At 70.7% G+C, this 26,699-nt stretch carries 24 protein-coding genes and 1 pseudogene; 15 read left to right on the top strand and 10 right to left on the bottom strand.

Translation table 11 applies throughout. The features are described 5' to 3' along the window. The 3 genes from JYK17_RS32225 to JYK17_RS32215 are packed head-to-tail and all read right to left on the bottom strand — an operon-like array spanning position 1 to position 3,775. A complete protein-coding gene (locus JYK17_RS32225) occupies positions 1-2,400 on the bottom strand; it encodes an aerobic carbon-monoxide dehydrogenase large subunit (protein WP_222811748.1) in 2,400 nt (799 codons plus the stop codon). Next, entirely contained in the window at positions 2,397-2,894 is a 498-nt protein-coding gene (locus JYK17_RS32220; protein ID WP_108014359.1) for a (2Fe-2S)-binding protein, read from the bottom strand. Before JYK17_RS32220 ends, JYK17_RS32225 begins: the two co-directional genes overlap by 4 nt. Positions 2,895-2,896: 2 nt before the next feature. Then, complete coding sequence (locus JYK17_RS32215) at positions 2,897-3,775, bottom strand: FAD binding domain-containing protein (RefSeq protein WP_222811747.1); 879 nt, start codon at positions 3,773-3,775, stop codon at positions 2,897-2,899. A gap of 332 nt (positions 3,776-4,107) precedes the next feature. Here JYK17_RS32215 and JYK17_RS32210 point away from each other — a divergent pair, with 332 nt between their 5' ends. The 4 genes and pseudogenes from JYK17_RS32210 to JYK17_RS32195 all read left to right on the top strand — a co-directional run bounded on the left by JYK17_RS32210 (position 4,108) and on the right by JYK17_RS32195 (position 8,217). After that, positions 4,108-4,491 (top strand): DUF485 domain-containing protein, encoded by a 384-nt coding sequence (locus JYK17_RS32210; protein WP_372465347.1) that lies wholly within the window; start codon positions 4,108-4,110, stop codon positions 4,489-4,491. Continuing rightward, a pseudogene (locus tag JYK17_RS32205) lies at positions 4,485-6,078 on the top strand (sodium/solute symporter). Before JYK17_RS32210 ends, JYK17_RS32205 begins: the two are co-directional and overlap by 7 nt. Before the next feature lie 169 nt (positions 6,079-6,247). Next, positions 6,248-7,210, top strand: coding sequence for a sigma-70 family RNA polymerase sigma factor (locus JYK17_RS32200; protein WP_222811746.1), 963 nt, complete (start codon positions 6,248-6,250; stop codon positions 7,208-7,210). After that, positions 7,207-8,217 (top strand): sigma-70 family RNA polymerase sigma factor, encoded by a 1,011-nt coding sequence (locus JYK17_RS32195; protein WP_372465346.1) that lies wholly within the window; start codon positions 7,207-7,209, stop codon positions 8,215-8,217. The genes JYK17_RS32200 and JYK17_RS32195 overlap by 4 nt, the downstream gene beginning before the upstream one ends. A gap of 82 nt (positions 8,218-8,299) precedes the next feature. On the opposite strand, the gene JYK17_RS32190 is transcribed toward JYK17_RS32195, so the two are convergent. Then, positions 8,300-9,250, bottom strand: a complete 951-nt coding sequence (locus JYK17_RS32190) for an SDR family oxidoreductase (RefSeq protein ID WP_222811745.1) — start codon at positions 9,248-9,250, stop codon at positions 8,300-8,302. A gap of 159 nt (positions 9,251-9,409) precedes the next feature. On the opposite strand from JYK17_RS32190, the gene JYK17_RS32185 reads away from it, so the two are divergent. The 5 genes from JYK17_RS32185 to JYK17_RS32165 all read left to right on the top strand — a co-directional run bounded on the left by JYK17_RS32185 (position 9,410) and on the right by JYK17_RS32165 (position 15,090). After that, a complete protein-coding gene (locus JYK17_RS32185; RefSeq protein WP_234548329.1) occupies positions 9,410-9,610 on the top strand; it encodes an alpha/beta hydrolase in 201 nt (66 codons plus the stop codon). Between the two features lie 563 nt (positions 9,611-10,173). Continuing rightward, complete coding sequence (locus JYK17_RS32180) at positions 10,174-11,376, top strand: serine hydrolase domain-containing protein (protein ID WP_222811760.1); 1,203 nt, start codon at positions 10,174-10,176, stop codon at positions 11,374-11,376. Between the two features lie 79 nt (positions 11,377-11,455). Then, positions 11,456-13,096, top strand: a complete 1,641-nt coding sequence (pgm, locus tag JYK17_RS32175; RefSeq protein WP_128801023.1) for a phosphoglucomutase (alpha-D-glucose-1,6-bisphosphate-dependent) — start codon at positions 11,456-11,458, stop codon at positions 13,094-13,096. 117 nt (positions 13,097-13,213) lie between these two features. Further along, entirely contained in the window at positions 13,214-14,044 is an 831-nt protein-coding gene (locus tag JYK17_RS32170) for a PP2C family protein-serine/threonine phosphatase (protein WP_108014351.1), read from the top strand. Between the two features lie 50 nt (positions 14,045-14,094). Then, entirely contained in the window at positions 14,095-15,090 is a 996-nt protein-coding gene (locus tag JYK17_RS32165) for an MASE1 domain-containing protein (protein ID WP_222811744.1), read from the top strand. Between the two features lie 44 nt (positions 15,091-15,134). On the opposite strand, the gene JYK17_RS32160 is transcribed toward JYK17_RS32165, so the two are convergent. Both JYK17_RS32160 and JYK17_RS32155 read right to left on the bottom strand, forming a co-directional pair. Further along, the gene (locus tag JYK17_RS32160) at positions 15,135-15,602 is read right to left on the bottom strand and encodes a hypothetical protein (RefSeq protein ID WP_128801022.1); all 468 of its coding nucleotides are present in this window, start codon (positions 15,600-15,602) and stop codon (positions 15,135-15,137) included. A gap of 200 nt (positions 15,603-15,802) precedes the next feature. Then, a complete protein-coding gene (locus tag JYK17_RS32155; protein ID WP_222811743.1) occupies positions 15,803-16,534 on the bottom strand; it encodes an FAD binding domain-containing protein in 732 nt (243 codons plus the stop codon). Positions 16,535-16,827: 293 nt separating this feature from the next. Here JYK17_RS32155 and JYK17_RS32150 point away from each other — a divergent pair, with 293 nt between their 5' ends. Continuing rightward, a complete protein-coding gene (locus JYK17_RS32150) occupies positions 16,828-17,472 on the top strand; it encodes a dienelactone hydrolase family protein (RefSeq protein WP_234548532.1) in 645 nt (214 codons plus the stop codon). Positions 17,473-17,506: 34 nt separating this feature from the next. On the opposite strand, the gene JYK17_RS32145 is transcribed toward JYK17_RS32150, so the two are convergent. Further along, a complete protein-coding gene (locus tag JYK17_RS32145) occupies positions 17,507-18,715 on the bottom strand; it encodes a chitinase (RefSeq protein WP_181362572.1) in 1,209 nt (402 codons plus the stop codon). A 166-nt stretch (positions 18,716-18,881) separates the two neighbouring features. On the opposite strand from JYK17_RS32145, the gene JYK17_RS32140 reads away from it, so the two are divergent. Beyond that, the gene (locus JYK17_RS32140) at positions 18,882-20,591 is read left to right on the top strand and encodes a tetratricopeptide repeat protein (protein WP_222811741.1); all 1,710 of its coding nucleotides are present in this window, start codon (positions 18,882-18,884) and stop codon (positions 20,589-20,591) included. Positions 20,592-20,617: 26 nt separating this feature from the next. On the opposite strand, the gene JYK17_RS32135 is transcribed toward JYK17_RS32140, so the two are convergent. After that, positions 20,618-21,622, bottom strand: coding sequence for a LacI family DNA-binding transcriptional regulator (locus JYK17_RS32135; protein ID WP_108014345.1), 1,005 nt, complete (start codon positions 21,620-21,622; stop codon positions 20,618-20,620). Between the two features lie 226 nt (positions 21,623-21,848). Here JYK17_RS32135 and JYK17_RS32130 point away from each other — a divergent pair, with 226 nt between their 5' ends. Together JYK17_RS32130 and JYK17_RS32125 are read left to right on the top strand one after the other, a co-directional pair. Continuing rightward, entirely contained in the window at positions 21,849-22,784 is a 936-nt protein-coding gene (locus JYK17_RS32130; protein ID WP_128801019.1) for an amidohydrolase family protein, read from the top strand. Then, positions 22,781-23,281: a cysteine dioxygenase gene (locus JYK17_RS32125; protein ID WP_108014343.1), complete on the top strand. Its 501-nt coding sequence runs from the start codon at positions 22,781-22,783 to the stop codon at positions 23,279-23,281. The genes JYK17_RS32130 and JYK17_RS32125 overlap by 4 nt, the downstream gene beginning before the upstream one ends. Before the next feature lie 26 nt (positions 23,282-23,307). Here the strand turns inward: JYK17_RS32125 and JYK17_RS32120 are convergent, their stop codons facing one another. Continuing rightward, positions 23,308-23,730: an ATP-binding protein gene (locus tag JYK17_RS32120; protein ID WP_234548330.1), complete on the bottom strand. Its 423-nt coding sequence runs from the start codon at positions 23,728-23,730 to the stop codon at positions 23,308-23,310. 298 nt (positions 23,731-24,028) lie between these two features. Between JYK17_RS32120 and JYK17_RS32115 the strand changes: the two genes are divergently transcribed. Continuing rightward, a complete protein-coding gene (locus JYK17_RS32115; RefSeq protein ID WP_108014397.1) occupies positions 24,029-25,117 on the top strand; it encodes a PP2C family protein-serine/threonine phosphatase in 1,089 nt (362 codons plus the stop codon). A gap of 21 nt (positions 25,118-25,138) precedes the next feature. Continuing rightward, entirely contained in the window at positions 25,139-25,579 is a 441-nt protein-coding gene (locus JYK17_RS32110; RefSeq protein WP_108014341.1) for an OsmC family protein, read from the top strand. 60 nt (positions 25,580-25,639) lie between these two features. Here the strand turns inward: JYK17_RS32110 and JYK17_RS32105 are convergent, their stop codons facing one another. Beyond that, a complete protein-coding gene (locus tag JYK17_RS32105) occupies positions 25,640-26,665 on the bottom strand; it encodes a 6-phosphofructokinase (RefSeq protein ID WP_108014340.1) in 1,026 nt (341 codons plus the stop codon). Positions 26,666-26,699: the final 34 nt, after the last annotated feature.

Raw genomic sequence — 26,699 nt, 5'->3', positions numbered from 1 at the left:
TCAGATCGGCGGTGTGGGGCGGCCCTGCATGGCCTCCCACACCCGTGACGGAGTGAGCGGCATGTCGGCGTGCCGGACACCGAAGGGCTTGAGCGCGTCGACCACGGCGTTGACGATCGCGGGCGGTGAACCGACCGTCGCGGACTCGCCGACGCCCTTGGCGCCGATGGGGTGGTGCGGGGACGGCGTGACCGTGAACCCCGTTTCCCAGTCTGGGACTTCGAGGGATGTCGGGATGAGGTAGTCCATCAGCGACCCGCTCAGGCAGTTGCCGTCCTCGTCGAAGGCGATCATCTCCATCAGCGCCATGCCGACGCCGTCGGTGAGCCCGCCGTGCACCTGCCCCTCGATGATCATCGGGTTGATCCGCGTGCCGCAGTCGTCGACCGCGACGAAGCGGCGGACGGTGACCTTCGCGGTGCCCGGGTCGATGTCGACGACGCAGATGTAGGCGCCGTGCGGGTAGGTGAGGTTCTCCGGGTTGTAGCAGATCTGCGCCTCCAGGCCGCCCTCCACCCCGTCGGGCAGATCGCCCGCGCCGTGCGCGCGCATCGCGATGTCCTGGATGGTCACCGAGGCCTTGGGATCGCCGGCCACCCGGAAGGAGCCCTTCTCCCACTCCAGGTCGGCGACGGACACCTCCAGCATCGAGGAGGCGATCAGCCGGGCCTTGTCGCGCACCTTGCGGGCGACCAGCGCCGCCGCCGCGCCCGAGACGGGGGTGGAACGGCTGCCGTAGGTGCCGAGCCCGAAGGGTGTCTGGTCGGTGTCGCCGTGCACGACCTCGATGTCCTGCGGCGGGATGCCGAGTTCCTCGGCCACGATCTGCGCGAACGTCGTCTCGTGGCCCTGCCCCTGGCTCTGCACCGACAGCCGTACGACCGCCTTGCCGGTGGGATGCACGCGCAGCTCGCAGCCGTCCGCCATGCCGAGGCCGAGGATGTCCATGTCCTTGCGCGGCCCCGCGCCGACGGCCTCGGTGAAGAACGACACCCCGATGCCCATGAGTTCACCGCGAACCCGCTTCTCGGCCTGCTCGGCGCGCAGTTCGGCGTATCCGGCCAGCTGCGTCGCCAGTTCCATGGTGGGCGCGTAGTTCCCGGAGTCGTACACCCAGCCGGTCTTGGTGCGGTACGGGAACTGCTCGGGACGGATGAGGTTCTTCATCCTCAACTCGACCGGATCCACGCCGAGTTCGTACGCCAGACAGTCCACGATCCGCTCGATCAGATACACCGCCTCGGTGATCCGGAACGAGCAGGCGTACGCCACCCCGCCCGGCGCCTTGTTGGTGTAGGCGGCCGTCATCTTGCAGTACGCGGCCTCGATGTCGTAGCTGCCGGTGAAGACACCGAAGAAGCCCGCGGGGTATTTCACGGGCGCGGCCGTGCCGTTGAACGCGCCGTGGTCGGCGAGGACATGGGTGCGCACGGCGAGGATCTTCCCCTCGCGGGTCGCGGCGATCTCGCCGCGCATGATGTAGTCGCGCGCGAACCCGGTGGTGATGAGGTTCTCCGAGCGGTCCTCCATCCACTTCACCGGCTTGCCGGTGAGCAGGGAGCCCACGATCGCGCACACGTAACCGGGGTAGATCGGGACCTTGTTGCCGAAGCCGCCGCCGATGTCGGGGGAGACGACCCGGATCTTGTGCTCGGGCAGCCCGGCGACGATCGCGTACAGGGTGCGGTGGGCGTGCGGCGCTTGGGTGGTGGACCACAGGGTGAGCTTGCCGTCGACGGCGTCGTAGTCGGCGACCGCGCCGCACGTCTCCATCGGCGCCGGGTGCACCCGCGGATAGACGATGTCCTCCTTGACCACGACGTCCGCGCGGGCGAAGACGGCGTCGGTCTCGGCGGCGTCGCCGGTCTCCCAGTCGAAGCAGTGGTTGTCCTGCTTGCCCTCCAGGTCGTCACGGATGACCGGCGCGTCCGGGGCGAGCGCGGTGCGGACGTCGATCACCGGGTCGAGCGGCTCGTACTCGACGTCGATCAACTCCAGGGCGTCGCGCGCCGCGTAGCGGTCCTCGGCGACGACGAAGGCGACCTCCTGGCCCTGGAAGCGGACCTTGTCGGTGGCGAGGACGGCCTGTACGTCGCCCGAGAGCGTCGGCATCCAGGCCAGGCCCTTCTCCGCGAGCATCGCGCCGGTCACCACCAGGCGGACCTTCGGGTGCGCCTCGGCGAGGCTGGTGTCGACGGACAGCAGGCGCGCATGGGCGAGCGGCGAGCGCAGGATCGCCAGGTGCAGCATGCCGGGGAGCTGGAGGTCGTCGACGTAGCGGCCCTTGCCGCGGACGAAGCGCGGGTCCTCCTTGCGGAGCATCCGTCCGTGGCCGCAGGGCTTCTGGTCGTTGTCGACGAAGGCGGTGCGGTGTCCGTCGGCGGGAACGGTCGTGGTCATGAGGTGCTCGCCTCCGTGGCCGTCGTACGGGTGCCGGCCTCCTCGGCCGCCGCCCACCGGATGGAGCGGACGATGGTGGCGTAGCCGGTGCAGCGGCAGATCTGCCCGGAGATCGCCTCGCGGATCTCCTGCTCGGAGGGGTCGGGGTTGCGGTCCAGCAGGGCACGCGCGGTCATCATCATCCCCGGCGTGCAGAAGCCGCACTGCAGACCGTGGCACTCGACGAACCCCTTCTGCACGGCGTCGAGTTCGCCGTCCTGTTCCATGCCCTCCACGGTGCGCACCTCGTGGCCGCCCGCCATCGCGGCCAGCACGGTGCAGGACTTGACGGGCTCGCCGTCCAGCCAGACCACGCACGTACCGCAGTTGCTGGTGTCGCAGCCCCAGTGGGTTCCGGTCAACCGCAGGTGGTCGCGCAGGAAGTGGACCAGGAGCAGCCTGCCCTCGATCTCCCGGCTGACCTCTTCGCCGTTGACGTTCATCGTGACCTGCACCCTCACGCCTCCTGTCGGCCGGCCCGGGCGACCGCCCGGCGCAGTACCCGCACGGTCAACTCCCGCGCCAGATGGCGCTTGTACTCCGCGCTGCCGCGCCGGTCCGTCACCGGCGAGCAGGCCTCGGCCGCGATCTGTCCGGCCCGCGCGTACAGTTCCTCGCCCGGCGCACGGCCGCGCATGATGTCGGCGATGCCCGGGATACCGGCGGTGTTCGGGCCGACCGCGGCGAGCCCCACCCGGGCGTCGGCGATCGACCCGCCGTCGAGCCATACGGCCGCGCCTGCCGAGACGACGGCCCAGTCACCGGCGCGCCGCTCGACCTTCTCGTAGGCGCTCGACCCGCCCGGGCGGACCGGGAAGCGCACCTCGGTCAGCATCTCGGCGTCGCCGACCGCCGTCTCGTAGGGACCCCGGTGGAAGTCCTCCATGGAGACGACCCGTTCACCGTCGAGTCCCTGGATGACGCAGGACGCGCCCAGCGTCGTGCACACCGCGGAGAGGTCCTCGGAGGGGTCGGCCTGGCACAGCGAGCCGCCGAGGGTGCCGCGGTTGCGGACCACGGGGTCGGCGATGACGCGCTCCGCGTCGCGGAAGATCGGGAAGGCCGCGGCCAGTTCGTCGGACTCCAGCAGCTCACGGTGCCGGGTCATGGCCCCGATGCGGATCAGGCCCGACTCGACGCGGATGTAGCCGAGCTGGTGGTGCAGCTCGTTGATGTCGATCAGGTACTCGAAGTTGGCCAGCCTGAGCTTCATCATCGGGATCAGGCTGTGGCCGCCGGCCACCAGCCGTGCCGTGTCGCCGAGACGGTCAAGGAGCGCGATCGCCTCACCGACACTGTGCACCCGCTGGTACTCGAACGGTGCGGGAACCTGCATGTCACACCCCCCTGTCAGAGCCCATTGCGCGCTCACCGCCCAGGGGTGTCAACGGTTGGTTAACCGTTCACTTAAGTCGCCGACCTGGTACGGACTATTCCTGAACACCGCGTCGGACGCCGGAAATTCACTCATCCGTGCGGTTGATAGTTCAATGGGGGCACTGCAATACTCCGGTCTCCCGGACCCGCCCCACCCCACGGCGGGACCGAAGGAATCGGGAAATCCGTCTTTCCGGATTCACGAGCCCCCCACAAAGTCCGCACGGTGTTGACCTCGCTATTGATCGGGGCATGTGTGCGGCACTAGGAATGCGGAGAAGGTGTGCCGACGTGAATGTCGAGCAGACAACGCGACGCGCAATAATCGAGAGTGCTGAATTCCAGCTGCTGCGCCGTGCGCACCGGCGCTCCGGAGTGCGGATGACGTCACTCGCCGTCGGCGGGTTCCTGCTGTACGTCCTGCTGTCGGGTTTCGCCCCCGGTCTCATGAACACACCACTCGGCGGCCGTCTCACGCTCGGACTCGCCCTCGGCCTCGGGCAGTTCGCGGTCATGGCCGTGATCGCACGACGGCGGCTCGTGCACCTGCGGACCCACGCCGATCCGCCGGCCCGGGGCTTTCGCACCCGGACCGTCCGCCGGCACCACGAACGGCCGGACGAACCTGCCAGGCGGCCCGTCTCCCACCGCGCCGGAGGGTCCCGCCCATGGTGACGACCGCGGCCGCCGTCGCGGACCGGGCCAGTCTGCAGCTGACGTTCCTGCTCTTCCTCGGCGTGGTCGTCGTCACCCTGTTCAGCGTGCTGCTGACCGCGCCGCACCGCGACGAGATCGCCGAGTTCTACCTCGGCAACCGCACCATGACACCCCTGCGCAACGGCCTTGCGATGTGCGGCGACTACGTCTCCGTCGCCACCCTGCTGGGCAGCACCGGCCTGGTCGCCCTCACCGGATACGACGGCCTGCTCTACCTGTGCGGCACCGCCGTGGCCTGGATGACGGGTTCTGCTGCTGATCGCCGAACCCCTGCGCAACGCGGGCAGGTTCACCCTCGGCGACACCGTCGCCCTGCGCATGCCGGCCAGGCAGCGCTCGGTCCGGCTCGCCGTGTCCCTGTGCACCCTGGCCGTCACCACCCTCTACCTCGTCGCCCAACTGGTCGGCAGCGTGGCCCTGCTGACCCAGTTCACCGGCGAACCCAGCGCCGCCACACGGACGTTGTGCGTCGTCGTCATCGGCACGATCGTCATCGTGTACGCCGCGCTCGGCGGCATGCCCGGCGCCACCTTCATCCAGATCGTCAAGGCCGTCATGCTCGTCTCGGGCATCGCCGTGACCGCCGTGATGGTGCTGCACCGCTACCACTGGAACATCGGCGCCCTGCTCACCGCGGCCGCCGGCCACAGCGGCATGGGCACCCGCTTCCTCGAACCCGGACTCCGCTACGGCGCCGGCACCACCAGCAAACTCGACTTCTTCAGCCTGCAACTGGCAATCGTGCTGGGCCTCGCCGCGCTCCCGCACGTCATGATGCGGCTGCTCGCCCCGCGTTCGAGCAGCGTCCTGCGCACCTCGGTGGTGTGGGCGGCGGGCCTGGTGGGGTTCGTCTGTCTGGCGGCGGGCGTCCTCGGCCTCGGCGCCACCGCCGTCGTGGGCCGGGAGGCGATCGCGCGGACGGACCGCAAGGGAGACGCGGCCGTCCTGCTGCTCGCACACGCCCTCGGCGGCGGCCTCCTCACGGCCCTGCTGTCCTGTCTGGCCTTCGTCACTCTCCTCGCCGTCGCCGCCGGACTCACCCTGGCAGCGGCCTCCTCGCTAGCCCACGACCTGTACGGCGAGGTCATCCGCAAGGGGCGGGCCGAACAGAGCGAGGAACTCCTCGTGGCCCGGCTCGCCGCCGCCGTCATCGGTGTCCTCGGCATGCTGCTCGCCCTGGTCTCCTGGGGCGCCAACAGCGCCACCCTGGCCTTCCTCGCCTTCGCGATCGCCGCCTCCGCCCTGCTGCCGACCCTCGTCTACACCCTGTTCTGGCGGCGCTTCACCGCGACGGGAGCCCTTCTCAGCCTCTTCGGCGGCCTGCTGTGCTCGGTACTCCTGGTCGTCCTCTCGCCCGTCGTCTCCTCCACCCCCAACTCGCTCTGGCCGTCGGCGGACTTCGCCTGGTTCCCGCTGCAGAACCCCGGCATCGTCTCGATCCCGGCCGGATTCCTGCTGGGCTGGCTCGGCTCGGTTCTCAGCCGGCCCGAAGTCCCCGGGGTCTATGAGGAGTTCGAGATCCGCGCGCTGGTCGGGGCCGAGTGACGACCGGTCGGGCGCGTTCGAGCCGGTCCTCACCGCGCGCCGTACCGGATGCTCCGGTACCGATTCCTTTCGGCCCTCTCGACGGTCAGTAGTGCGTGACCGTCGAGAGGAGAGTGCGGGGATGGCTGTAGCGACGAGGGCGGGGATGGCCGTAGCGACGAGGGAGGGGATGGCTGTAACGACGGCGGACCGCGAGGAGTTCGTCCGGCTGACCGATCCGTACCGCAGGGAGCTGCTGGCGTTCTGCTACCGGATGCTGGGCTCGGTCGACGAGGCCGAGGACCTGGTGCAGGAGACGTACCTGCGGGCCTGGCGCTCCTACGAGCGCTACGAGGGCCGCGCCTCGATGCGGACGTGGCTGCACCGCATCGCCACCAACACGTGCCTGACGGAGCTGGACAGACGCGTGCGCCGTCCGCTGCCCTCGGGGCTGGGCGGGCCGTCGCAGGCGCCCGAGGGAGCGCTGAAGGCCCCGGTCACGGACGTTCCTTGGCTGGAACCCCTGCCCGACGCCCTCGTGGACCCGGCAAGTGTCGTGGCCGCACGGGGCAGTCTGCGGCTCGCCATGGTCGCGGCACTGCAGCACCTGCCGGCCCGGCAGCGGGCCGTCCTCATCCTGCGCGACGTGCTGTCGTGGCGGGCGTCCGAGGTCGCCTCACTGCTCGGCACCTCGCAGGCGGCCGTGAAGTCCGCCCTCCAGCGAGCGCGTTCACGGCTGGAGGAGATCGCCCCGGACGAGGACCTCGTCGTCGAACCCGGGGGCGCCGCCGACCGCGAGGTGCTCGACCGGTACATGGCCGCTCTCGAGAACGCCGACATGGACGCACTGCTCGATCTGCTGCAGGACGGCGTCGAGTTGGAGATGCCGCCCCACCCGGACTGGTTCCGCGGCAGCAAGGACGTACTGAAATTCCTGCACTCGCGCAGGCACGAGGTGGGTGACTGCCGGATGCTGCCCACGCGCGCGAACGGCCAGTCGGCAGCGCTCATGTACTGCCCCGGAAAGGCCGGCAGGCAAGAAACGCACTCGGTGCACGTGCTCACCGTGCGGCACGGCACCGTCGCCCGCATCACCATCTTCCTCGGCACGGAACAGGCCGCCCGCTTCGGCTTCCCGGTGGTGCTGCCGTGAACGTCCGTGAGTTGCCGCAGAATTCGCCCGCCCCGAGCACCGAAGCGAACGCCGAGTCTCTGCTCACCTACCGGGTCGAGTTGGCCGGGTACTGCTATCGCATGCTCGGCTCGGCGTTCGACGCCGAGGACGCCGTCCAGGAAACCCTGGAAAGGGCGTGGCGCTCGCGCGATCGGTACCGGGGCGGCAGCTCCGTCCGAAGCTGGCTCTATCGCATAGCGACGAATATCTGCCTCGACCAATTGCGCGGCCGGAAGCGCCGGGCGCTGCCGATGGATATCGCGGCGCCCACGAACAGTGACGGCGTGCCGGGTCAGGCCCTGCCCGAGGATGCCTGGGTAGGACCCGTCCCGAACGCGTGGGTGCTGCCCGAAACGACCGATCCAGCGGAACTCGCCGTACGCGAGGAGACGATCCGCCTGGCCTTCGTCACGGCGCTGCAGCATCTGTCACCCCGCGAGCGCTCGGTGCTCATCCTCCGTGACGTCCTTGCTTTTCGTGCCTCCGAGGTGGCGGATCTCCTGGAGACGACGGTGCCCTCGGTCAACGGGTCGCTTCGACGCGCCCGCGCCACTTTGGCCACCGTGCAGCAGTCGGGCGACGACCACACTGATCCCGGGGCGTCGACGCGGACCGAGCAGCAAGAGCGACTTCTGGCCCGATATGTAGAGGCATTCCAGAGTCAGGACTTCGACCGGTTGATGACGATATTGCACGAGGAGGCTCGGCTGTCGATGCCGCCGTACGCACTCTGGATTCACAGTGCCGCCCACATCGTGGATTGGCTGCACCGACATGCCGAGGCCTGCTCCGACTCCCGCTTGGTCGTTCTGGCGGTCAACGGCTCCCCGGCCTACGCCCACTATCGGCGCAACGAACGCGGCGAGCAGTCCGCCTTCGCCATCCAGGTCCTCACCCTCGGCGGCGGCCGTATCACCGCGATAGAGAACTTTCTCCAGCCGGAACTGTTTTGGAGATTCGGACTCCCGAGGACGATCCAGACCTGAGCGAACTGTGCCGAGACGGCGCGTGCTGGGCGCCTTCGCGTGAAGGCGCCCAGCGTTTCCCACCGGACTTCGTCCTGGTTGCTCAGAAAGCCGTCCGTGGCCGTGTCGCGGTGGAGTACTCCGAGATCGGGACGTCGGCCTCGATCGCCGGGACCAGTTCGTCGCGGATGAAGTCCTCGATCCGATACTCGGCCACCGACGCCGGAGCGGGCTTCTCCTGCGGCATCTCACCTCTTGCGGTCGCCATCGCCCAAGTGTCGACGAGCTTGGCGGCGAATGAGTGTCCCGTCCCGGCGGAGACGAGATCCGCGATATCGGCCTCTGCGCTGATCTGCTCGACGGTGAATGTCCGGCCGCTTTGCTCGGAGATCAGCTCGCAGGCTTCCCGCAGCGAGATCGTTCGGTTCGCAAGAACCGGGACGTTGCTGATTCCCCTGAAACTCAGGTCGGCCAGCAGCCTGGCACCCGTCGCCCCGACATCACGCCCGGCCACCAGCTGCAGCTGAGCATCCGACCCCAGCGAGGTTCGCAGGACGTTCTCCTCCCGCAAGGGCTGGAGGAAATAGTAGAGAATCTCGAAGAAGCTGGTCGGGTGAAGGTGTACGACATTGAGCCCGGGCACCGTATTGATCTCCGCCTCGATGTTCGCGTGCCCTTCGATCAGCGCTCCCGCCCGCTTGTCATTGGCGCCCATGACACTCACCACGACGGCATTGCGAAGACCCGTCGCCCGCGCCGCGGCGGTATAGCCGCGGGCCATATCGATCTGATACTGAACGAAGTCCTCTGCCGCCGGCTGTGGAGGGACGATCAGCAGCGCACCGTCCACTCCTGTGAATGCCCGCTCGAGATGGTCTCGATCGGCGAGATCGCCGACAAGGATCTCGGCCCCCGCCGCCTCCAGCCCCTTCATCCGCGCGCGATCGCGCCCCATGGCACGGACGCTGTGCCCCAACCGCAAGAGCTCGCGGACGGCATATCCGCCGACGTGACCTGTGGCGGCGGTGACCGCATAGGTGCGAGATCGTTCCATGCTCAACTCCCGAGTCCAAGTGAACCGTTGCGTACAGGTAGACGCAGCAGGCGCTGTGAACTGACCAGCGGATTCGGGTGACCCCAACACCCGCTTCCCTTCCCGGAGTCGGTTCGCCACCGGATACGGAGTCTGGTCCTGAAAACCGAGAACGAAGTGGTGCGGGACGAAGCGGAGGACTTCGGCGCACGACTTCTCGATGCGGGCGTGGACACGCACATCATCCGATTCGACGGGCTGATCCATGGCACGTACTGGATGTCGGCGGCGGTCCCACGATCCCGTGAACTCCGCGACGCCATCGCCGAGTTCATCAGCCGCGTCACCGAACCGACATCGCCCGCGCCGACGAGTTCCTGACCGGACGAGCCCCCCCTTTCCCGCTACGACGCCCTCCTGTCCCGCTACGACGCCCCCTGTCCCGCTACGACGCCCTGCGGTCGCCCTCCGCCGTAAAGCTCCCCGGCCGCTGCGCCCGGCCCCTCTCCCCGCCCTGGGAGGAGGAGGCCAGGCGAAGGCGGGGTGAGCCCCGTTCCGGAGCGCCGTCCGCTGTCGCCCGAGGCGGTGTGAGGAGGCCGATGCGCCGCCAGTGCGGGCACGCGCAGCCCAGCGGGCCACCGGCGACGAGCAGGGCATGGAGCACCGTGCGTCGCCTCCTCCACGTCGTAGGACCGTTTCCTTCATGCTCGGCCGACCGGCCCCGAAGGTCGTCCTACGGGGGAAGCGGCTTGCCGCTACTCCCGCCGCACTGGCGGGCTACTGCAAGGGGAGTAGCGCGCAGCTGCCTCGATCGACCACGGCGGCATACGAAGCGGCGCCCGCCGGGGGTCTTGCCGTTGGGCCGGATGCAGCAGCCCGGAGAGACCGGCGCCGGGCACGGGGAAAGGCTTGGCCAGCAACTCCGGCCAGCCTCGGGAGACATGATGCCCCTTCGATCCACCCCGGCCCGCCCCCGCCCGCGCGGTTCACGTATGAACCGCCTGCGTGCGACCTGCGTGGCCGCGCTCTGCATGACAGCGCTCTGCCAGGCCCCCACCAGCACCGCCATCGCCGCTCCCCAGCCCCGCGACGCCGACCTGCTGCAGCAGATGGAGCAGCTCGTACAGAGTCCCGGCGGGCCGCCCGGCGCCATCGCCGTGCTGCGCCGCGACGGACGCGCACGCGTCGTACGGGCGGGCGTGGCGGACCTCGCCACGGGACGGCCCCCCGGCATCCGCGACCACATGCGCATCGCCAGCACGGCGAAGGCCTTCAGCGGGGCGGTGGCGCTGAGCCTGGTCGACCGGCATGTGCTGCGCCTGGACGAGACGATCGGCGAACGGCTGCCGGGCCTGCCCGCCGCCTGGCACCGGGTGACGCTGCGCCAGCTGCTCAACCACACCAGCGGGCTGCCGGACTACACGGAGAGCGACGAGTTCCGGAGCATCCTCACGGCCGACCCGCACCACCGCTTCGACTCCCGTAAGCTGCTTGACTTCGTCGCCGACCGGCCCCTCGAATTCCCCCCGGGCAGCCAGTACCACTACTCCAACTCCGACAACATCGCCGTCGCCCTGATGGCCGAGGCGGCGACCGGAACCACGTACGAACACCTCCTGCGCACTCTCGTCTACCGGCCGCTGGGCCTGCGCAGCACGAGCCTGCCCCAGGGCTACCGGATGCCCGAGCCCTATCTGCACGGCTACGACACGACGACGTCGCCTCCGCAGGACGTCAGCGAGGCCCTCGGCGCGTCCGGCTCCTGGGCGTCCGGCGGCATCATCTCCACGCCCTCCGACATGACCCGCTTCATCCGCGGCTATGCGGGCGGCGCCCTTTACGGCAAGAACGTCGTGCGCGAGCAGCGGCGCTGGATCGCCGGCGCGTCCCAGCCCGCGGGCCCCGGCGCGAACACGGCGGGCCTCGCCCTCTTCCGCTACGCCACCCGGTGCGGGGTCGTGCTCGGACACACCGGCAACTTCCCCGGCTACACCCAGCTGATCGCCGCCACCCCGGACGGCCGCCGGTCCCTGACCTTCTCCGTCACCTCGCAGATCAACGAGTCCCTGAACCCGGAGCTGCTGAGCCGGCTGCGGGCCGTCGAGGAGAACTTCGTCTGCGCGCTGCTCGGGCGCTCCGGGCACTGACCCGCTCTCCCGTTCCTCGACCGCGACGAGGGAAGATGGGGCGGCAAGCGTTCAGGTCAACCGATGTGGAGGAGCGGGCATGCAGCACGAGCGAGCGGGCCGCCCGGCCGGCCCCGAGGACCTCGTCGACGTCGCCCGGCTGGTCACCGCGTACTACGCGCTGCACCCGGACCCGGCCGACCCGGGGCAGCGGGTGGCGTTCGGCACGTCAGGTCACCGCGGATCGTCCCTGGCGACCGCGTTCAACGACGACCACATCGCCGCGACCAGCCAGGCGATCTGCGAGTACCGGGCCCGGCAGGGCACCGACGGCCCGCTCTTCCTCGGCGCCGACACCCATGCCCTGTCCGAGCCCGCCCGGGTCACCGCGCTGGAGGTGTTCGCGGCCAACGAGGTGACCGTGCTCATCGACAGCGCGGACGGCTACACGCCCACCCCCGCCGTCTCGCACGCGATCCTCACCCACAACCGGGGCCGCAGCTCAGGCCTGGCCGACGGTGTGGTGGTCACCCCCTCCCACAACCCGCCCGCCGACGGCGGCTTCAAGTACAACCCGCCGAGCGGCGGACCGGCCGCCTCCGACGCCACCTCCTGGATCCAGGACCGCGCCAACGAGATCATCGCGAGCGGCCTGAAGGACGTACGCCGCATCCCGTTCACCCGCGCGCTGGCCGCCGAGACCACCCGCCGCCACGACTTCCTCGGGGCCTACGTCGCCGACCTGCCGAACGTGCTCGACCTGGACGCGGCCCGCGCGGCGGGCGTCCGGATCGGCGCCGACCCGCTGGGCGGTGCCTCGGTCGCCTACTGGGGCCGTATCGCCGAGCAGCATCGCCTCGACCTGACCGTGGTCAACCCGCTCGCCGACCCGACCTGGCGGTTCATGACGCTCGACTGGGACGGCAAGATCCGGATGGACTGCTCCTCGCCGTACGCGATGGCCTCCCTGATCGAGCAGCGCGACCGTTTCCAGGTCGCCACCGGCAACGACGCGGACGCCGACCGGCACGGCATCGTCACGCCCGACGCCGGGCTGATGAACCCCAACCACTACCTGGCCACGGCCATCTCCTACCTGTACGCCCACCGCACGGAGTGGCCCGCCGACGCGGGCATCGGCAAGACCCTGGTGTCGTCCGGCATGATCGACCGGGTCGCGTCCGACCTCGGGCGGCGGCTGGTCGAGGTGCCCGTCGGATTCAAGTGGTTCGTGGACGGCCTGGTCGGCGGCTCCATCGGCTTCGGCGGCGAGGAGTCCGCCGGGGCGTCCTTCCTGCGCCGGGACGGCTCGGTGTGGACCACGGACAAGGACGGCATCATCCTGGCCCTCCTCGCCTCCGAGATCATCGCGGTCACCGGGAAGACGCCTTCGGAGCACTACGCCGCCCTGACCGCCCGCTTCGGTGAGCCCGCCTACGCGCGCATCGACGCCCCGGCGACCCGCGAGGAGAAGGCGCTGCTCGCCAAGCTCTCGCCCGCGCAGGTCACCGCCGACACCCTGGCCGGAGAGGCGGTCACCGGGGTGCTGACCGAGGCACCGGGCAACGGCGCACCCATCGGCGGCATCAAGGTCAGCACCGAGAACGCCTGGTTCGCGGCCCGCCCCTCGGGCACCGAGGACGTGTACAAGATCTACGCCGAGTCGTTCCGTGGCGCCGACCATCTGCGCCAGGTGCAGGACGAGGCCAGGGACGTGGTGAACGCGGCGCTCGGCGGCTGACCGTCCCGCTCTGCTCAGCTCTGCTCTGCGTGATATGTCGTTATCATCGCCTTGAACCCGCAATCAGGGCTTTTGCGCAGAAAGGGGCCACGGCCCATGGCCCCGCCGGAGTGATCAATGTCCCTCGAGCGTCCGACAGAGGACGGTGACGAGCTGCTCGCCAGACTCGGGTCGCTGACCGCCCGGGCACGCGAGCTCGCGGAGGTGCAGCGCTCCCGGGTCGAGCTGGCCCTCGCACTGCAGCGCGGCATGTTGCCCCGGGACCTGCCGCACGCGAGCCGCTTCCATGTCGCCGTCCGCTATGTGCCGGCCTGTCACGGGCTCAACGTGGGTGGCGACTGGTACGACGCCTTCGCCATGCCCGACGGCCGTATCGGACTGTCCATCGGCGACGTGCAGGGCCACAACATCGAGGCGGCCGCCCTCATGGGCCAGGTCCGGGTCGGCCTGCGGGCGCTCGCCTCCGTCACCGGCGACCCCGGCGAACTCCTCTCCCGGACCAACGACCTCCTCCTGTCCCTCGGCACCGGCCTTTTCGCCACCTGCACCTTCATGCGGCTGGACCCGTCCACCGGCGTGCTGGAGAGCGCACGCGCCGGGCACATCCCGCACATCTGGGCCACGGCCGACGGAAAGTCCGGCATCGCCGAGGATGAGGGCGGACCGCCCCTCGGCATCCAGGAGGGCATGCAGTACCCGGTGACCCGCCACCGGCTCACCACGGGCGGCGTCTTCGTCCTGCTCACCGACGGCGTCGTGGAGGGGCCCTCGCTGCACGTCGACGAGGGGCTTGACCAGGTCGTGCGGCTCGCGGGCGTCGCCGCGGTCGCCGGCATGGACGCGGACGCGCTCGCGGCCGGTGTGATGCGGATCGCCGAGCGGGTCGGCCACGAGGACGACGCGGCCGTGCTGGTGGTCGGCCACGAAGGGATCGACGTCCGGCCGTAGCGCCGGTGCCGCCGCGGCTCGCCTCGCCGACCGGGCCGTGGCGGTGTCTGATGGCAGCTGTGGTGGCTCTCCAGGACCTGCGGCGGCCGGCCGTCTTCGCCCTCCAGACGCTGGCAGTCGCCGCCTGCTACTACGCCGCCGGGCGGCTCGGACTGCTGCGGCAGCTCGTCGTCGAGGACGCGGTGGTCACACCCATCTGGCCGCCCACGGGCGTAGCCGTCGCCTGTCTGCTCCTCTTCGGGCTGCGCACCTGGCCGGGCATCGCGCTCGGCGCCCTCTGCGTCGTCCTGTCCATCAGCTCCATCCAGCCCGCCGTGGTCGGCACCCTGGTGGGCAACACGGCCGCCCCCGTGTGCGCGTACTACATGCTGCGCAAGGTCGGCTTCCGCACCGACCTCGCCCGGCTGCGGGACGGTGTGTCACTGGTGTTCCTGGGAGCCCTGACGGCCACGCTGGTCAGCGCCACCGCGGGAGCCGGGCTCCTCGTGCTCACCGGCAAGCTGGCCTCGGGCGGCTTCTGGCTCGTCTGGTCGGCCTGGTGGGCCGGTGACGCGATGGGCGTCCTGATCGTCACCCCGGTTCTGCTGCTGCTCCACGGGGCACAGCGTCAACTGCGCGCGCTGCGGTGGCGGGAGGCCCTGGTACTGACCGTCGTGGCCTGGGTCGTCGTGCCCTTCGCCACCCACAGCGACCTGAGCATGCTGTTCCTCGTCTACCCGCTGCTGATCTGGGCGGCGCTGCGCTTCCAGCTGGCGGGCAGCATGTTGTGCGCCCTCTTCGCCTCCGTCATGGTCACGATCGCGGCGACGGACCAGGTCGGACCGTTCGAGCGGCTGACCCGCATCGAGGTGATGATCAAGCTCCAGGCCTTCAACGGCGGCATGGCCCTGACTGCCCTGCTGCTGTCCGCCGTGATCACCGAGCAGCTCCACACCAGACGTTCGGTGGAACAGGCCTGCCAGGAACTCGTCGAGGTCCTGGAACACCTCACCGCGGGGGAGACCCCGCCGAGCCGGCCGCCGATGAGCGCGAAGGACCGTTTGTGACACGGCGGGAGAGGGACTCAGGGGACTGGCTCAGGGGGACGGACTCAGTCCCACAGGGGATACGTCACCGTCTTCGCGAAGCCGGCCGGCCTGCTGCCCTGGTAGTCGAGGGTGATCCGGCTGTAGTGCTGCACCTCGGGGTGCTTCTTCCAGGGCTTGACGCGGTCCAGGCGGACGACGACGCGGTAGGGGTGGAACTTGCCCGCCGCGCAGTAGGGCTTGCAGTCGTTGACGACGTTGACGCCCTCGGCCCGCGCCGAGCCCTGGCTCCACTGTGACCAGTGCAGCGAGGTGAGCCGGCTGTTGCCGTCACCGCAGGCGAGCATGAAGTCGGTGGGGCGTACGTTCGTGTGCCAGAAGCAGTCCACGATCACGGGGGAGCGGGGCTCGTGGCGGACCGTGTCCGAGACCGGTGCCGTCGCGGTCCGGGCGGACGACGGAGCGCCCGCGGCGGCCGCAAGCGAGGCCGCGAAACAGAGCGTCACCACAGTCCTGAGTGCGTAGCTGCGCATGTCCGCTGCCCCCTGTCGTCGGGAACCGACCCTACCGACGCTACGACCGCGGGCGGAAACGCACCACTCGGACGGAGTAACGCGAGCGCCGCACTCGCCGTCGACAGGGCCCCGCGGCTCTCGGCAGGACGCCCCCGGCCCGTCCTGCCCGCACCCCCGCAGTCACGAACCCCAACTCCCTTGCTCCGTAGGCAAATCCGCTACGGCTCCGACCGGCCCACGGGACGGTTCAGCAGGTCGGTGACGTGGTCGCGGACGACCCTCCAGGCCGTGGAGTGGAGGGTGCCGACGGGGGTGGCGCCCAGCGCGGCGATCGCCTCGTCGCTGCCGGTGTGGCAGGGGACGTCGTCGAAGAGCACGTCGTAGCCGTCGCGGACGGCGACATGGAGACGGGCGGGCGCGTCGGCGGGGGTGTGCACCGCGGCGGCGACGACGAACGGCGGCGGGCCGCCCGCCTCGGCGGGCAGTTTGCGGTAGCTGCTGGCGACCGGTTCCGGCCAGTGCAGGCTGAGCAGCAGATGGCTCTTGGCGATGACCTCGGCGAGATCGGTCTCGAAGACCCGGTCCCGGTCGAGGACCGTCGCCCGGGCGCCCAGCACCAGCGCGGCGGGCAGCAGGCAGCGCAGGGTGCTGCCGACGATGTTCCCGCCGACGGTGGCGGTGCGGCGCACGGCGCCCGTCCCCACCGAGGCGGCCGCCCGCTGCAGGACCTCGGGCACGCGGTCGTCGATGCGGCCCAGCACCACGGCGGCGCCCAGCGCGCCGCGCGCGATCACATTGGCCTCCGGCAGATTGCGCAGCGACATGGCCTGCTCGGGGAATCCGTCGCGTTGCCAGCGCGCCCACACCAGCGTCGCCCCGCCGATCGGTACGGCGCCCTGGGCCATGCACTCCTGCGCTTCGGACACGGACTCGGGCAGACGTAGCAGCACGGGAGCCGACCTGCTTTCTTGGCGAGCTTTCTGGGCGAGCTTTCTTGGCGAGCTTTCAGGGCGAGATGGAGCTGCGGCGCACAGTGCCGCGGTCGCGAGAGCGCGGACATGGCGCATCTTCCCCGCCCGCGTGGAGGCGCGTACAGGGCTCACTGATCTCCGGCGTGCGCCCCTCGCCGCACCACCCCTCGGGATCTCCGCGGGAGGATGGGGGTCCGCAACGGAGAGGTGCCGTACCGGTGGGAGACGCAGGAGCAGTGCAGCGGAGCGAGTCCGCGCTGATCGTGCGGCACATGCCGCGGGGAGACGCGTCCGCGGCGGTCGTGACGCTGCACGGCGGCAGCGAGCTGAGCCGCCGGTCGGCGCGCCCCTGGCAACTGGCCGCGCTCCGCATGCATCCGCTGCTGCGGGCGGCAGCCGCGGACGCGCCACCCGACACCCTGCTCGGGCGGGTCCGCTACCGGCACCGGGGCTGGAACGGCAGCGATCCCGCCGACGACGCGCTGCGGGCGCTCGACGAACTGCGGCGCCTGGCGGGAGACGTGCCCACGGTCCTCGTGGGGCACTCGATGTGCGGCAGGGCGGCTCTTCGGGCCGCGTCGCACCCGTTGGTGCGCGGGGTGCTGGCCCTGGCGCCGTGGTGTCCGCCCCAGGACTCCGCGCGCCATCTCACGGGCGTACGGCTCATGGTCCTGCACGGTGACCGCGACCGCGTCACGCCTCCCGCCGAGTCCGCGGACTATGTGCGCAGGGCCCGGGAGGCGGGGGCGCAGGCGGGCTTGGTGATCGTGCGGGGCGGAGACCACGCGATGATCCGCCGCATCGGCGACTGGCACCGCGCCACGGCCGCGATCGTCGCGGCGATGCTGGTCGCGGACCCGGCGGCCGAGGGGCTGACGGCGCGGGCCTGCGCGACGGACGGTGCCGTTCACCTGTAGCGGCGAACGGCACCGTGGAGCGGCCGGGCAGCCCTCAGCAGGCGCCCTCGTCCTGCCACACGCCCCAGTCGGAGGCGACCGGCGCCTCGTTCTGGGTCCACCACTTGGCCTTCCAGTTGTGCTTGTTGTAGGAGACCTCGTCGCCGGCGGTGTAGACCGCGCTCGAACTCCAGGCGGTCTTGCACTCGCCGGGCGTCGGCGTGGGGGTGGGAGTCGGGTTCGTCTCCGGAGGCGTGGCGCCCGCGAACTTCACCGAGTACTTGGCGAAGTCCCAGGAGTTCTGCGCCACGCTGGAGCAAGTGCCGGACGTACGGCCGCCGTTGTCCGGCGGAGAGCACTGGCGGTCGCGGTTGAGGGACCAGAAGGTGAAGCGGTCCATGTGGTGACTGGTGGCGTAGTCCAGCACGGTCTGGAAGTCGGACTGCGTGAACATCTCGCCGGTGTCGCTGCGCCCGTTCATCCCGGAGAAGCCCTCGTGGGCGTAGGCCGTGGCCTGGTCCCAGCCGAAGGTCGACTGCAGGATGGAGTTGAAGTTGGTCAGCGCGCTCGTCTGCGAGGCCGCTCCGTTGAAGCCGCCGTCGAAGGGCATGATGGAGAAGTTGTTGGGCGTGAAGCCCTGCGACTTCGCCTCCAGCAGCATCTGCTTGCCGAACCAGCCGGTGCCGTCGGCGGTCCCTGCGGTGGTGACGGAGACGTACAGACCAGGGTTGTTCTGCTGGAGTATCTTCGCCGCGCCGATCTCGTTCTTGATCGCCGCGGTGTTCTCGTACTCCGGCTCCTCCAGGTCGAAGTCGATCGCGTGCAGGCCGTACTTGGTGATGACCTGCTGGTACGCGGCCGCCGTCGAGGCCGCGTCCGAGCACGCCTGACCGAGCTTGGTGCCGCCGTAGCCGCCGATGGAGACGGAGACGTCGCCGCCCTTGCCGCGGATGGTGTTGATGACCGACTGGACGGCGGTGTCCGAGGAGACGGGCGCGGTTCCGCCCCAAGTCGGGGAGCAGCCACCGCCGTTGGGGGCGAGAATGAAGGCGAGCTGGAAGGCCTTGAGCCCGGTGGCGTCCATGATGGCGCCCGCGTCCGGCGGGTCGTTGTCCAGCGGCATCAGATAGGGAGCCGCCGCGTACCAGCGGTTGTCGAGCGCGCTGGTCGCGCCCGAGGCCTGTCCTGTGATCAGAGCGGTGGTACCCGCGGCGGTGAGTCCAACTGCGGCGGCTGCGCCCAGACATGCGCGAAGACGTCTCACGATGTGCCTCCGGTGGGGGTGGGGAGAGGGCCCCAGCTTCCTGCTGTCGGATCACCCCGTCCATCGGTTGGACTAGACCAAACACGCTTTTGGTCCGGACCATGCAATTCCTTTGCCTGGCAGAGCGACTTGTGCCTTACGGCCGGTCTGCGATATTTCGTGATGCGTGACCTATTACGACCTCGGCAGCCACGGCCGACGGGTGACGACCTCGTCCGCCGAGGCGCAGACGTGGTTCGACCGCGGACTGAACTGGACGTACGCCTTCAACCACGAGGAGGCGGTGCGCTGCTTCGAGGCCGCCGCCGCGGCGGACCCGAACTGCGCCATGGCCGACTGGGGCGTGGCCTACGCGCTGGGCCCCAACTACAACAAGCGCTGGGAGTTCTTCGACGAACAGGACCTGGCCCGGACGGTGGAGCGCACCCACGCCGCGGTCGAGCGCGCCCACGCCAAGGCCGCCCGCGCCACCCCCGTCGAGCAGGCCCTCGTCGGCGCCCTGCGCGCCCGCTACCCGCAGCAGCGGGCCCACGACGCCGAGACCTGCTCCGTGTGGAACACCGCCTACGCCGACAGCATGCGGGACGTCCACCAACTGGCCCCCGACGACCTCGACGTGGCGACGCTGTACGCCGACGCCCTGATGAACCTCACTCCCTGGCAGCTGTGGGACCTGCGCACCGGCACACCGGCCCCCGGAGCGCGCACGACGGAGGCCAGGGCTGTGCTGGAGCGGGCGATCGACACGGAAGCGGGCGCACGGCACCCGGGCCTGCTCCACATGTACATCCACCTGATGGAGATGTCCCCCACCCCCGAGGCCGCCCTGTTCGCCGGCGACCGGCTGCGCGGCCTGATGCCCGACGCGGGACATCTGCAGCACATGCCCTCCCATCTGGAGGTGCTCTGCGGCGACTACCGCCGGGTCGTCTCCGACAACACCACGGCGATCGAGGCCGACGAGAAGTACCTGGCCAGGGCCGGGGCGATGAACTTCTACACCCTCTACCGCTGCCACAACCTGCACTTCAGGATCTACGGAGCGATGTTCCTGGGCCGCTACGCGGACGCCATCGAGACCGTGCGCCGACTGGAGGCGGCCGTCCCCGAGGAACTGCTGCGCGTCGAGAGCCCGCCCATGGCGGACTGGCTGGAGGGCTTCCTCGCGATGCGGGTGCACGTCCTCATCCGCTTCGGCCGCTGGGACGACATCCTCGCCCTCCCGATGCCCGCCGATGCGCGGCTGTACTGCGTCAGCACGGCCATGCTGCACTACGCCCGCGGCGTCGCCCTCTCGGCCACGGGCCGCGTCGACGAGGCGGAGACCGAGCGCGCACTCTTCCGCGAGGCGGTCGCCCAAGTCCCGGAGACCCGGATGCTGTTCAACAACACCTGCGCCGACGTACTGGCGATCGCCGGGGCGATGCTGGACGGCGAACTGGAGTACCGCAAGGGGCGCCACGACGCGGCGTTCGCGGCACTGCGCCGGTCGATCGAGCTGGACGACGGACTGCCGTACGACGAACCCTGGGGCTGGATGCAGCCCACCCGGCACGCGTACGGGGCGCTGCTCCTCGAACAGGGCCTGGTCGCCGAGGCCGAAGCCGTCTACCGGGCCGACCTGGGCCTGGACGCCACACTGCCGCGCGCTCAGCAACACCCGGGCAACGTCTGGTCGTTGCACGGCTTCCACGAGTGCCTCGTGCGACTCGGCAAGGACGGCGAGGCCCGCATCGTGGCTCAGCAGCTGAAGATCGCCACGGCGACGGCGGACGTCCCGATCGAGGCGTCCTGCCACTGCCGGCTGGACACGAAGCCGGCCACCGTGGCCCAGGATGCGTGCTGTGCGGGGGAGGGCGGACTCGCGGCCGACTGAGCCGACGCGGTCGCGCCGCTCGCTCTTCAGGCCCGCACGGTCGACCCCCGCTCGCGCATGCGCGGAGCGCACAGCACCCGTTTCTTGCGCACCCGCTTGCCCTCGATGGCGGCCACGGTCAGCCGTGCCGCCTCCTCCGCGATCTCGCTCAGCCCCCAGTCCACCGTGGTCAGCGGCGGCGTGAGCACCCGTGAGACCGGATGGTCGTCGAAACCGACCACGGAGACGTCCCGGCCCACCTCCAACGAGTCCTCCGCCGCCGCCGCGTACACGCCGTACGCCAGCGAGTCGGAGAAGCAGAACACGGCGGTCGGCGAGTGCGCGCTCTGCAGTACGCGCCGCGCCACCGCGGTCGCCTCGCCCAACTCCTGCGGGCAGGGCACCAGTTCGGCGCGCAGACCGAGCCGCCCGGCCGCCTCGCCGACATACACGTCCGCCGGGCGGTCCGGGGTGCTCGGGCGGGTCGGGGTCAGGACGGTCACCCGGCGGTGGCCGAGCCCGTGCAGATACTCCAGTACGGCGTCGATGCCGGCGCGGTTGTCGAAGATGACCTGCCCGGCGGTGCGGGCCCGGCTCAGCGAGTCGCCCACGGCCACCACCGGGAGCGCGTCGGCGATCGCGGCCCACCCCTCCGCCGACGGGTTCACGGGGGAGACCAGCAGCGCGTCGACGCGCTGGTCGCGCAGCTGCTTGGCGAGGGCCAGCTCACGGTCGGGGTCGCCGCCCGCGTCCAGGATCAGCGCGTAGCGGTCACCGGCGAGCAGTTCACGCCCGATGGCCGCCGTCAGCTGCTGCAGCCACAGGTCCTGGAGGTCACCGGCCAGGACGCCGACCATGCTGGTGCGGCCGCTGGCGAGGGCGCGGGCGATGGGATCGGCCTCGTAGCCCAGTTCGGCCGCGGTCCGGCGCACCCGCTCCTCGGTCTCCTTGGAGACGTGCTTGCCGCGCAGGGCGTAGGAGACGGCTGCGGTGGAGAGGCCCGTCGCCTCGGCCACCTCACGAAGGGTGGTGCGCTTGTTGGGCCTGGCCATGCGGGGAAGCCTACCGGGGCAGGTGCGCATCGGGGGCGCGCGGCCCGCCGAAGGTGCCGCCGGACACTCGTCCGCAGCCGGGCGCGGCTGCCGCCCTTTTTACTCCCGCGAGGTTGACAGGACATCTTGTTAAGCGGTTAAGTTAACCGCATCAGTGAACCGCTTAACCCGACTCCCTCAACCCTCCCCGTTGTGCCCGCTGCGCCCGCTCAGAGGATCGTCCCGCGTGCTCACCGACGTTCACCAGCACATCTGGCCACCCGCCTTCGTCGAGCTGCTGCGCTCCCGCACCGCACCCCCGCGCCTCGACGGCTGGACACTGCACCTGACCGGCGAACCGCCCTACGCCGTCGACCCCGCGGACCACGACATCGCGGCCCGGACCCGCCTCGCCGCGTCCGACGGGCTCGACCTGGCCCTGGTGTCCCTCTCCAGCCCCCTCGGCATAGAGCATCTGCCGCCCGGCGAGGCCGCCCCGCTGCTGACCGCCTTCCACGACGGCGCCCTCGACCTCCCCGCCCCCTTCGGCGTCTGGGCCTCCTGCTGCCTCACGGCACCCGACCCGGACGCCGTGGCACACGAACTGAGCCGCGGCTGCGTGGGCCTCCAACTCCCCGCCTGCGCACTCCTCGACGCGGCGGGCTGGGCCCACTGCGCACCCCTCCTCGACGTCCTCACCCGTCACGACAAGCCTCTCTTCGTCCACCCCGGCGCCGCCCCGCCCGCCGGCGGCACCCCGAAGTGGTGGCCGGCCCTGGTCCCGTACGTCCAGCAACTGCACGCGTCCTGGTTCGCCTTCCGCGCCTTCGGACGCGCCCGTCACCCCGGTCTCCGTGTCTGCTTCGCCGCCCTCGCGGGCCTCGCGCCCCTGCACGGTGAACGTCTCGCCGCGCGCGGCGGCGGCCGCGGTGAGATCGACTTCGACGTGTTCTACGAGACCTCCTCCTACGGCACCCGCGCCGTCGACGCACTCGTCAGGGCCGTAGGCATCGACGTCGTCGTCAGCGGCAGCGACCGCCCCTACGCGTCGCCCGTCCTCCCCGACCTCGGCGCGGACGCCGCCGTCCACGCCCTGCGCACCGCAAACCCCGCCCGCCTGCTGCACGGCCGCGCCCCGGCCGTGTTGCGGGCCGGGCGCAGCAAAGAAAGGAGCCACTCATGACGTACGAGTCCCTGCCTCAGAGGACTCTCGACAAACGCGAACTGCAGTCACTCGTGGTGGAGTTGGCCGCCCGCCCGGACCTGTGGCGCGAACAGGTGGCCTTCTCCGACAGCAAGCGTCACTACGCATCCCTGTATCGCGACGAGTACGTCGACGTCTGGCTGCTGTGCTGGACCCGGCAGAACGACACCGGCTGGCACGACCACGACATCTCGTCGGGCGCCGTCACCGTCGTCCAGGGCAGGCTCAACGAGGGCACGCCGCGCATCGGCGGCACCCATCTCCGCGTCACCTTCGAGGCGGGGGAGTCCTTCTGCTTCGGCCCCGAGCACATCCACCGGCTCACCGGGGCGAGCGACGACGCCGTCTCGATCCACGCCTATTCACCACCGCTGTGGCGCCTGGGGCAGTACGACATCGCCGAGGACGGCCTGATGCGCCGGATCTCCGTGTCGTACGCGGACGAACTACGGCCGCTGGACGCACCGGTGGCCTGATCCGGGGCTGCTCCCACCGGCGGCGCTCAGCCCGGCAGTGCGAGGACCGCGCGCACCCTCTTGCCGCCGCCGGTGACCGCGCAGACGTCGAGGCGCTGCGCCAGGCAGCGCACCATGGCGAGCCCGCGCCCGTGCTCACCGTCGGCGGTGAACGGCCGTACACGCGGCGGGAGCGGGCTGTCGTCGTAGACCTCGACGGTCACCCGCTCCTGGGAGGCGTGCAGCCTGAGCCGGCAGGCGCTGCGGCCGTGCCGGGTGGCGTTGGCGACCAGCTCGGACACCACCAGCTTCACGTCGTCGAGCTGTTCGTCCCCCGCCCCCGTCCGGGCCCGCGAGCGCGCGAGGAACTTCGAGGTGAGTCCTCGTGCCCGGCCTGCCGATGCGGCCTCGTCGAGCAGCAGGTACTCCACTCGTACGGAACGCCCATGGGTACGCCTCTGCGCACGCACGGCGAATCACATCCCCTCCTAGGACACCCGGTTGCCCCGCGGCCTGTCCGCCCAACCGGGCGCCGCGCCTGTCTGCGCGACCGGTCCTGCCCACTCCTGATGCCCTGAGTCCGTGATCCGCAACCCTTGACACCCCGTTCCGCTACCGTACGGTTCGGGAAATATCGGTCCTGGGCCTCAATTGGGTAAAGGGGCCGGTCCGCACTGGGGCCACCTGGCAGCCTGTGGAGTCCGAGGGTGAAAGAGGGGCCCCTGCGGAAGGCGGCTCCGGGTGGGCGCGTCGCCGATGGAGCACAAGATGGCCGCAAAGAAGCCGCAGCGCAGTCAGGCGCTGTTGAGCCGGCTGCCGGTCGCAGTGATGGCCGTCGTCGCGGTCGGAGACATCCTCACCGGCCCCGGAGTGGGCTTCCTGCCGCTGGCGTCACTCGGTCCGGCCTTCGCGGGACTGGTCGGCGGATGGCGGCGCACGGCGTGGTTCGGCTTGGCGGCCCTGCTGCTGTGCGTGGCACTCGGCCTGTACGACGGGCTGTTCCAGGAGCGCCGGGGCTTCATGGCGATGGTGTCGGTGGTGGGCGTGACCGGCGCGAGCGTCGTGGCCGCCGTGATGCGCGGGCGCAGAGAGGCCGAACTCGCCAGCGTGCGCTCGATCGCGGAGGTCGCCCAGCGCGTACTGCTGCGCCCGGTGCCGCTGACCGCGGGCCCGCTGCAGGCGGCCGTGTCGTACACCTCGGCCGTGGCGGAGGCCAGGATCGGCGGCGATCTCTACGAGGTCGTCGCGTCCCCGCACGGCGTGCGGATGATTGTGGGCGACGTACAGGGCAAGGGACTTGCCGCGGTGGAGACCGCCGCGGTGGTGCTCGGCGCCTTTAGGGAGGCGGCCCACGACGAGCCCGACCTGGTGGGTCTCGGCGAACGCCTGGAGCGCAGCGTGTCCCGGGTGCTGGAGGGGGAGAAGTTCGTCACCGCGGTCCTCGCCGAGGTCGGTGACCGGCACGAGGCCGTCTTCCTCAACTACGGCCACCCGCCCCCGATGGTCGTACGGGCGGACGGCACCGCCCACTTCCCGCAGCCGCCGGCCTTCGCTCCACCCCTCGGCCTCGGCGTGCAGTCGGGCGGCGGCCCCAAGCCGTTCTCCGTGGACTTCGCGCCCGGCGAGCAACTGCTGCTCTACACCGACGGCGTGAGCGAAGCGCGCGACGCGCACGGCGACTTCTACCCCCTCGACGAACGGGCCGGTCTCCTCAAGGAGGCCGACGCACAGGACGCGCTGGACGCCCTGCGCGAGGACCTGGTCCGGCACACCGCCGGGCCGCCCCACGACGACGCGGCCATGCTTCTGCTGCGCTACCACCGTCATGCGGGAGGCGAATCCGCGGGGGAGCCCTGAGCCGGCATTAGGGTCGTGACCATGACCGACGACACCCTGCGCTCCGTCACCGTCGAGCGCATCAGCACCGGACACTTCGTCGCGACGAACGCGCGCGGCGGCACGATCACCTTCGGCAGCGGGTCCGAACCGGACGGACCGAACGCGTTCACCCCGGTCGAGCTGCTGCTCGCCGCGATCGGCGGCTGCACGGCGGTGGACGTGGACATCGCCACCACGCGCCACGCGGAGCCCGACCGGTTCTCCGTCGCGGTGACCGGCAACAAGATCAGCGACGACCTCGGCAACCGGATGACCGATCTGGCCGTCACCTTCACCGTCACCTTCCCGGACGGCGAGGGCGCGGACCGTGCCCGGGCGATCCTCCCGCGGGCGGTCAAGACCTCCCACGACCGGCTCTGCACGGTCAGCCGCACGGTCGAGACGGGCACTCCGGTCACCGCGCGGGTCGAGGACGCCTGAACGAAGCCACCGCCCACCAGCGCCCCGTCGGCCTCAGGACAGAGGCCCCGCAGGAGCGGATCAGCCGAAGAACACCTCGAACTCGTCGTACAGCGACGGGTTCACCACCTTGGTCCTGCCCCGGGTTTCGTCGAGAGGGACACGGACGATCTCGGTGCCGCGCAAGGCCACCATGGTGCCGAAGGCGCCGTCGTTGACCGCGTCGGCGGCGTGCAGTCCGAAGCGTGTGGCCAGCCACCGGTCGAAGGCGCTGGGCGTGCCGCCGCGCTGGATGTGGCCGAGGACCGTGGTGCGGGCGTCCGTGCCGGTGCGCCGGGAGATCTCCTGGGCCAGCCACTCGCCGATGCCGGACAGGTGCACATGGCCGTACTCGTCCAGCGCCCGGTCCTGGACGATCACGTGTCCCTCCTTGGGGACGGCTCCCTCGGCGGCGACGACGATCGGCGCGTAGTTGGTCCGGAAGCGGTTCTTCACCCACCCGCAGACCTGGTCGATGTCGAACGGACGCTCCGGCACGAGGATCACGTTGGCGCCACCAGCGACGCCGGCGTGCAAAGCGATCCACCCGGAGTGCCGGCCCATGACCTCCACCACGAGGGTGCGCATGTGCGACTCGGCGGTGGTGTGCAGGCGGTCGATGGCCTCGGTGGCGATGCCGACCGCGGTGTCGAAGCCGAAGGTGTAGTCCGTGCCGGCCACGTCGTTGTCGATGGTCTTCGGCACGCCGACCAGCGGGACGCCCTGACGGCTCAGTTCGGTGGCCGCACCGAGGGTGTCCTCGCCGCCGATCACGACCAGCGCGTCCACGCCGTGCGCGGTCAGGGTGTCCTTGATGCGCGCCACCCCGTCCTCGTGCTTGAACGGGTTGGTGCGGGAGGAGCCGAGGATGGTGCCGCCGCGCGGCAGGATGCCCCGCACGGCGGCGATGTCCAGCGGCACCACCTTGTCCCGGAGTGCGCCGAGCCAGCCGTCGCGCAGGCCGACGAACTCGAAGCCGTACTCCTGGGTGCCCTTGCGGACGACGCTGCGGATGACGGCGTTGAGGCCGGGGCAGTCTCCGCCGCCGGTCAGCACTCCGATCTTCATGGCTTCCTCCCGACAGAAGAGATCCTGGAGAGCC

The organism is Streptomyces plumbidurans (assembly GCF_019857225.1).
GTDB lineage: Bacteria > Actinomycetota > Actinomycetes > Streptomycetales > Streptomycetaceae > Streptomyces > Streptomyces plumbidurans.
This window is presented reverse-complemented; position numbering and strand designations above follow the sequence as displayed.

Excerpts from the sequence above, each read along its gene's own strand:
- JYK17_RS32150 (WP_234548532.1), top strand. The coding sequence starts at position 16,828 with ATGCCGCGGGGAGACGCGTCCGCGGCGGTCGTGACGCTGCACGGCGGC.
- JYK17_RS32180 (WP_222811760.1), top strand. The coding sequence starts at position 10,174 with ATGCCCCTTCGATCCACCCCGGCCCGCCCCCGCCCGCGCGGTTCACGT.
- JYK17_RS32105 (WP_108014340.1), bottom strand. The coding sequence starts at position 26,665 with ATGAAGATCGGAGTGCTGACCGGCGGCGGAGACTGCCCCGGCCTCAAC.
- pgm (WP_128801023.1), top strand. The coding sequence starts at position 11,456 with ATGCAGCACGAGCGAGCGGGCCGCCCGGCCGGCCCCGAGGACCTCGTC.
- JYK17_RS32165 (WP_222811744.1), top strand. The coding sequence starts at position 14,095 with ATGGCAGCTGTGGTGGCTCTCCAGGACCTGCGGCGGCCGGCCGTCTTC.
- JYK17_RS32170 (WP_108014351.1), top strand. The coding sequence starts at position 13,214 with ATGTCCCTCGAGCGTCCGACAGAGGACGGTGACGAGCTGCTCGCCAGA.
- JYK17_RS32110 (WP_108014341.1), top strand. The coding sequence starts at position 25,139 with ATGACCGACGACACCCTGCGCTCCGTCACCGTCGAGCGCATCAGCACC.
- JYK17_RS32125 (WP_108014343.1), top strand. The coding sequence starts at position 22,781 with ATGACGTACGAGTCCCTGCCTCAGAGGACTCTCGACAAACGCGAACTG.
- JYK17_RS32190 (WP_222811745.1), bottom strand. The coding sequence starts at position 9,250 with ATGGAACGATCTCGCACCTATGCGGTCACCGCCGCCACAGGTCACGTC.
- JYK17_RS32160 (WP_128801022.1), bottom strand. The coding sequence starts at position 15,602 with ATGCGCAGCTACGCACTCAGGACTGTGGTGACGCTCTGTTTCGCGGCC.
- JYK17_RS32215 (WP_222811747.1), bottom strand. The coding sequence starts at position 3,775 with ATGCAGGTTCCCGCACCGTTCGAGTACCAGCGGGTGCACAGTGTCGGT.
- JYK17_RS32225 (WP_222811748.1), bottom strand. The coding sequence starts at position 2,400 with ATGACCACGACCGTTCCCGCCGACGGACACCGCACCGCCTTCGTCGAC.
- JYK17_RS32115 (WP_108014397.1), top strand. The coding sequence starts at position 24,029 with ATGGCCGCAAAGAAGCCGCAGCGCAGTCAGGCGCTGTTGAGCCGGCTG.
- JYK17_RS32200 (WP_222811746.1), top strand. The coding sequence starts at position 6,248 with ATGGCTGTAACGACGGCGGACCGCGAGGAGTTCGTCCGGCTGACCGAT.
- JYK17_RS32135 (WP_108014345.1), bottom strand. The coding sequence starts at position 21,622 with ATGGCCAGGCCCAACAAGCGCACCACCCTTCGTGAGGTGGCCGAGGCG.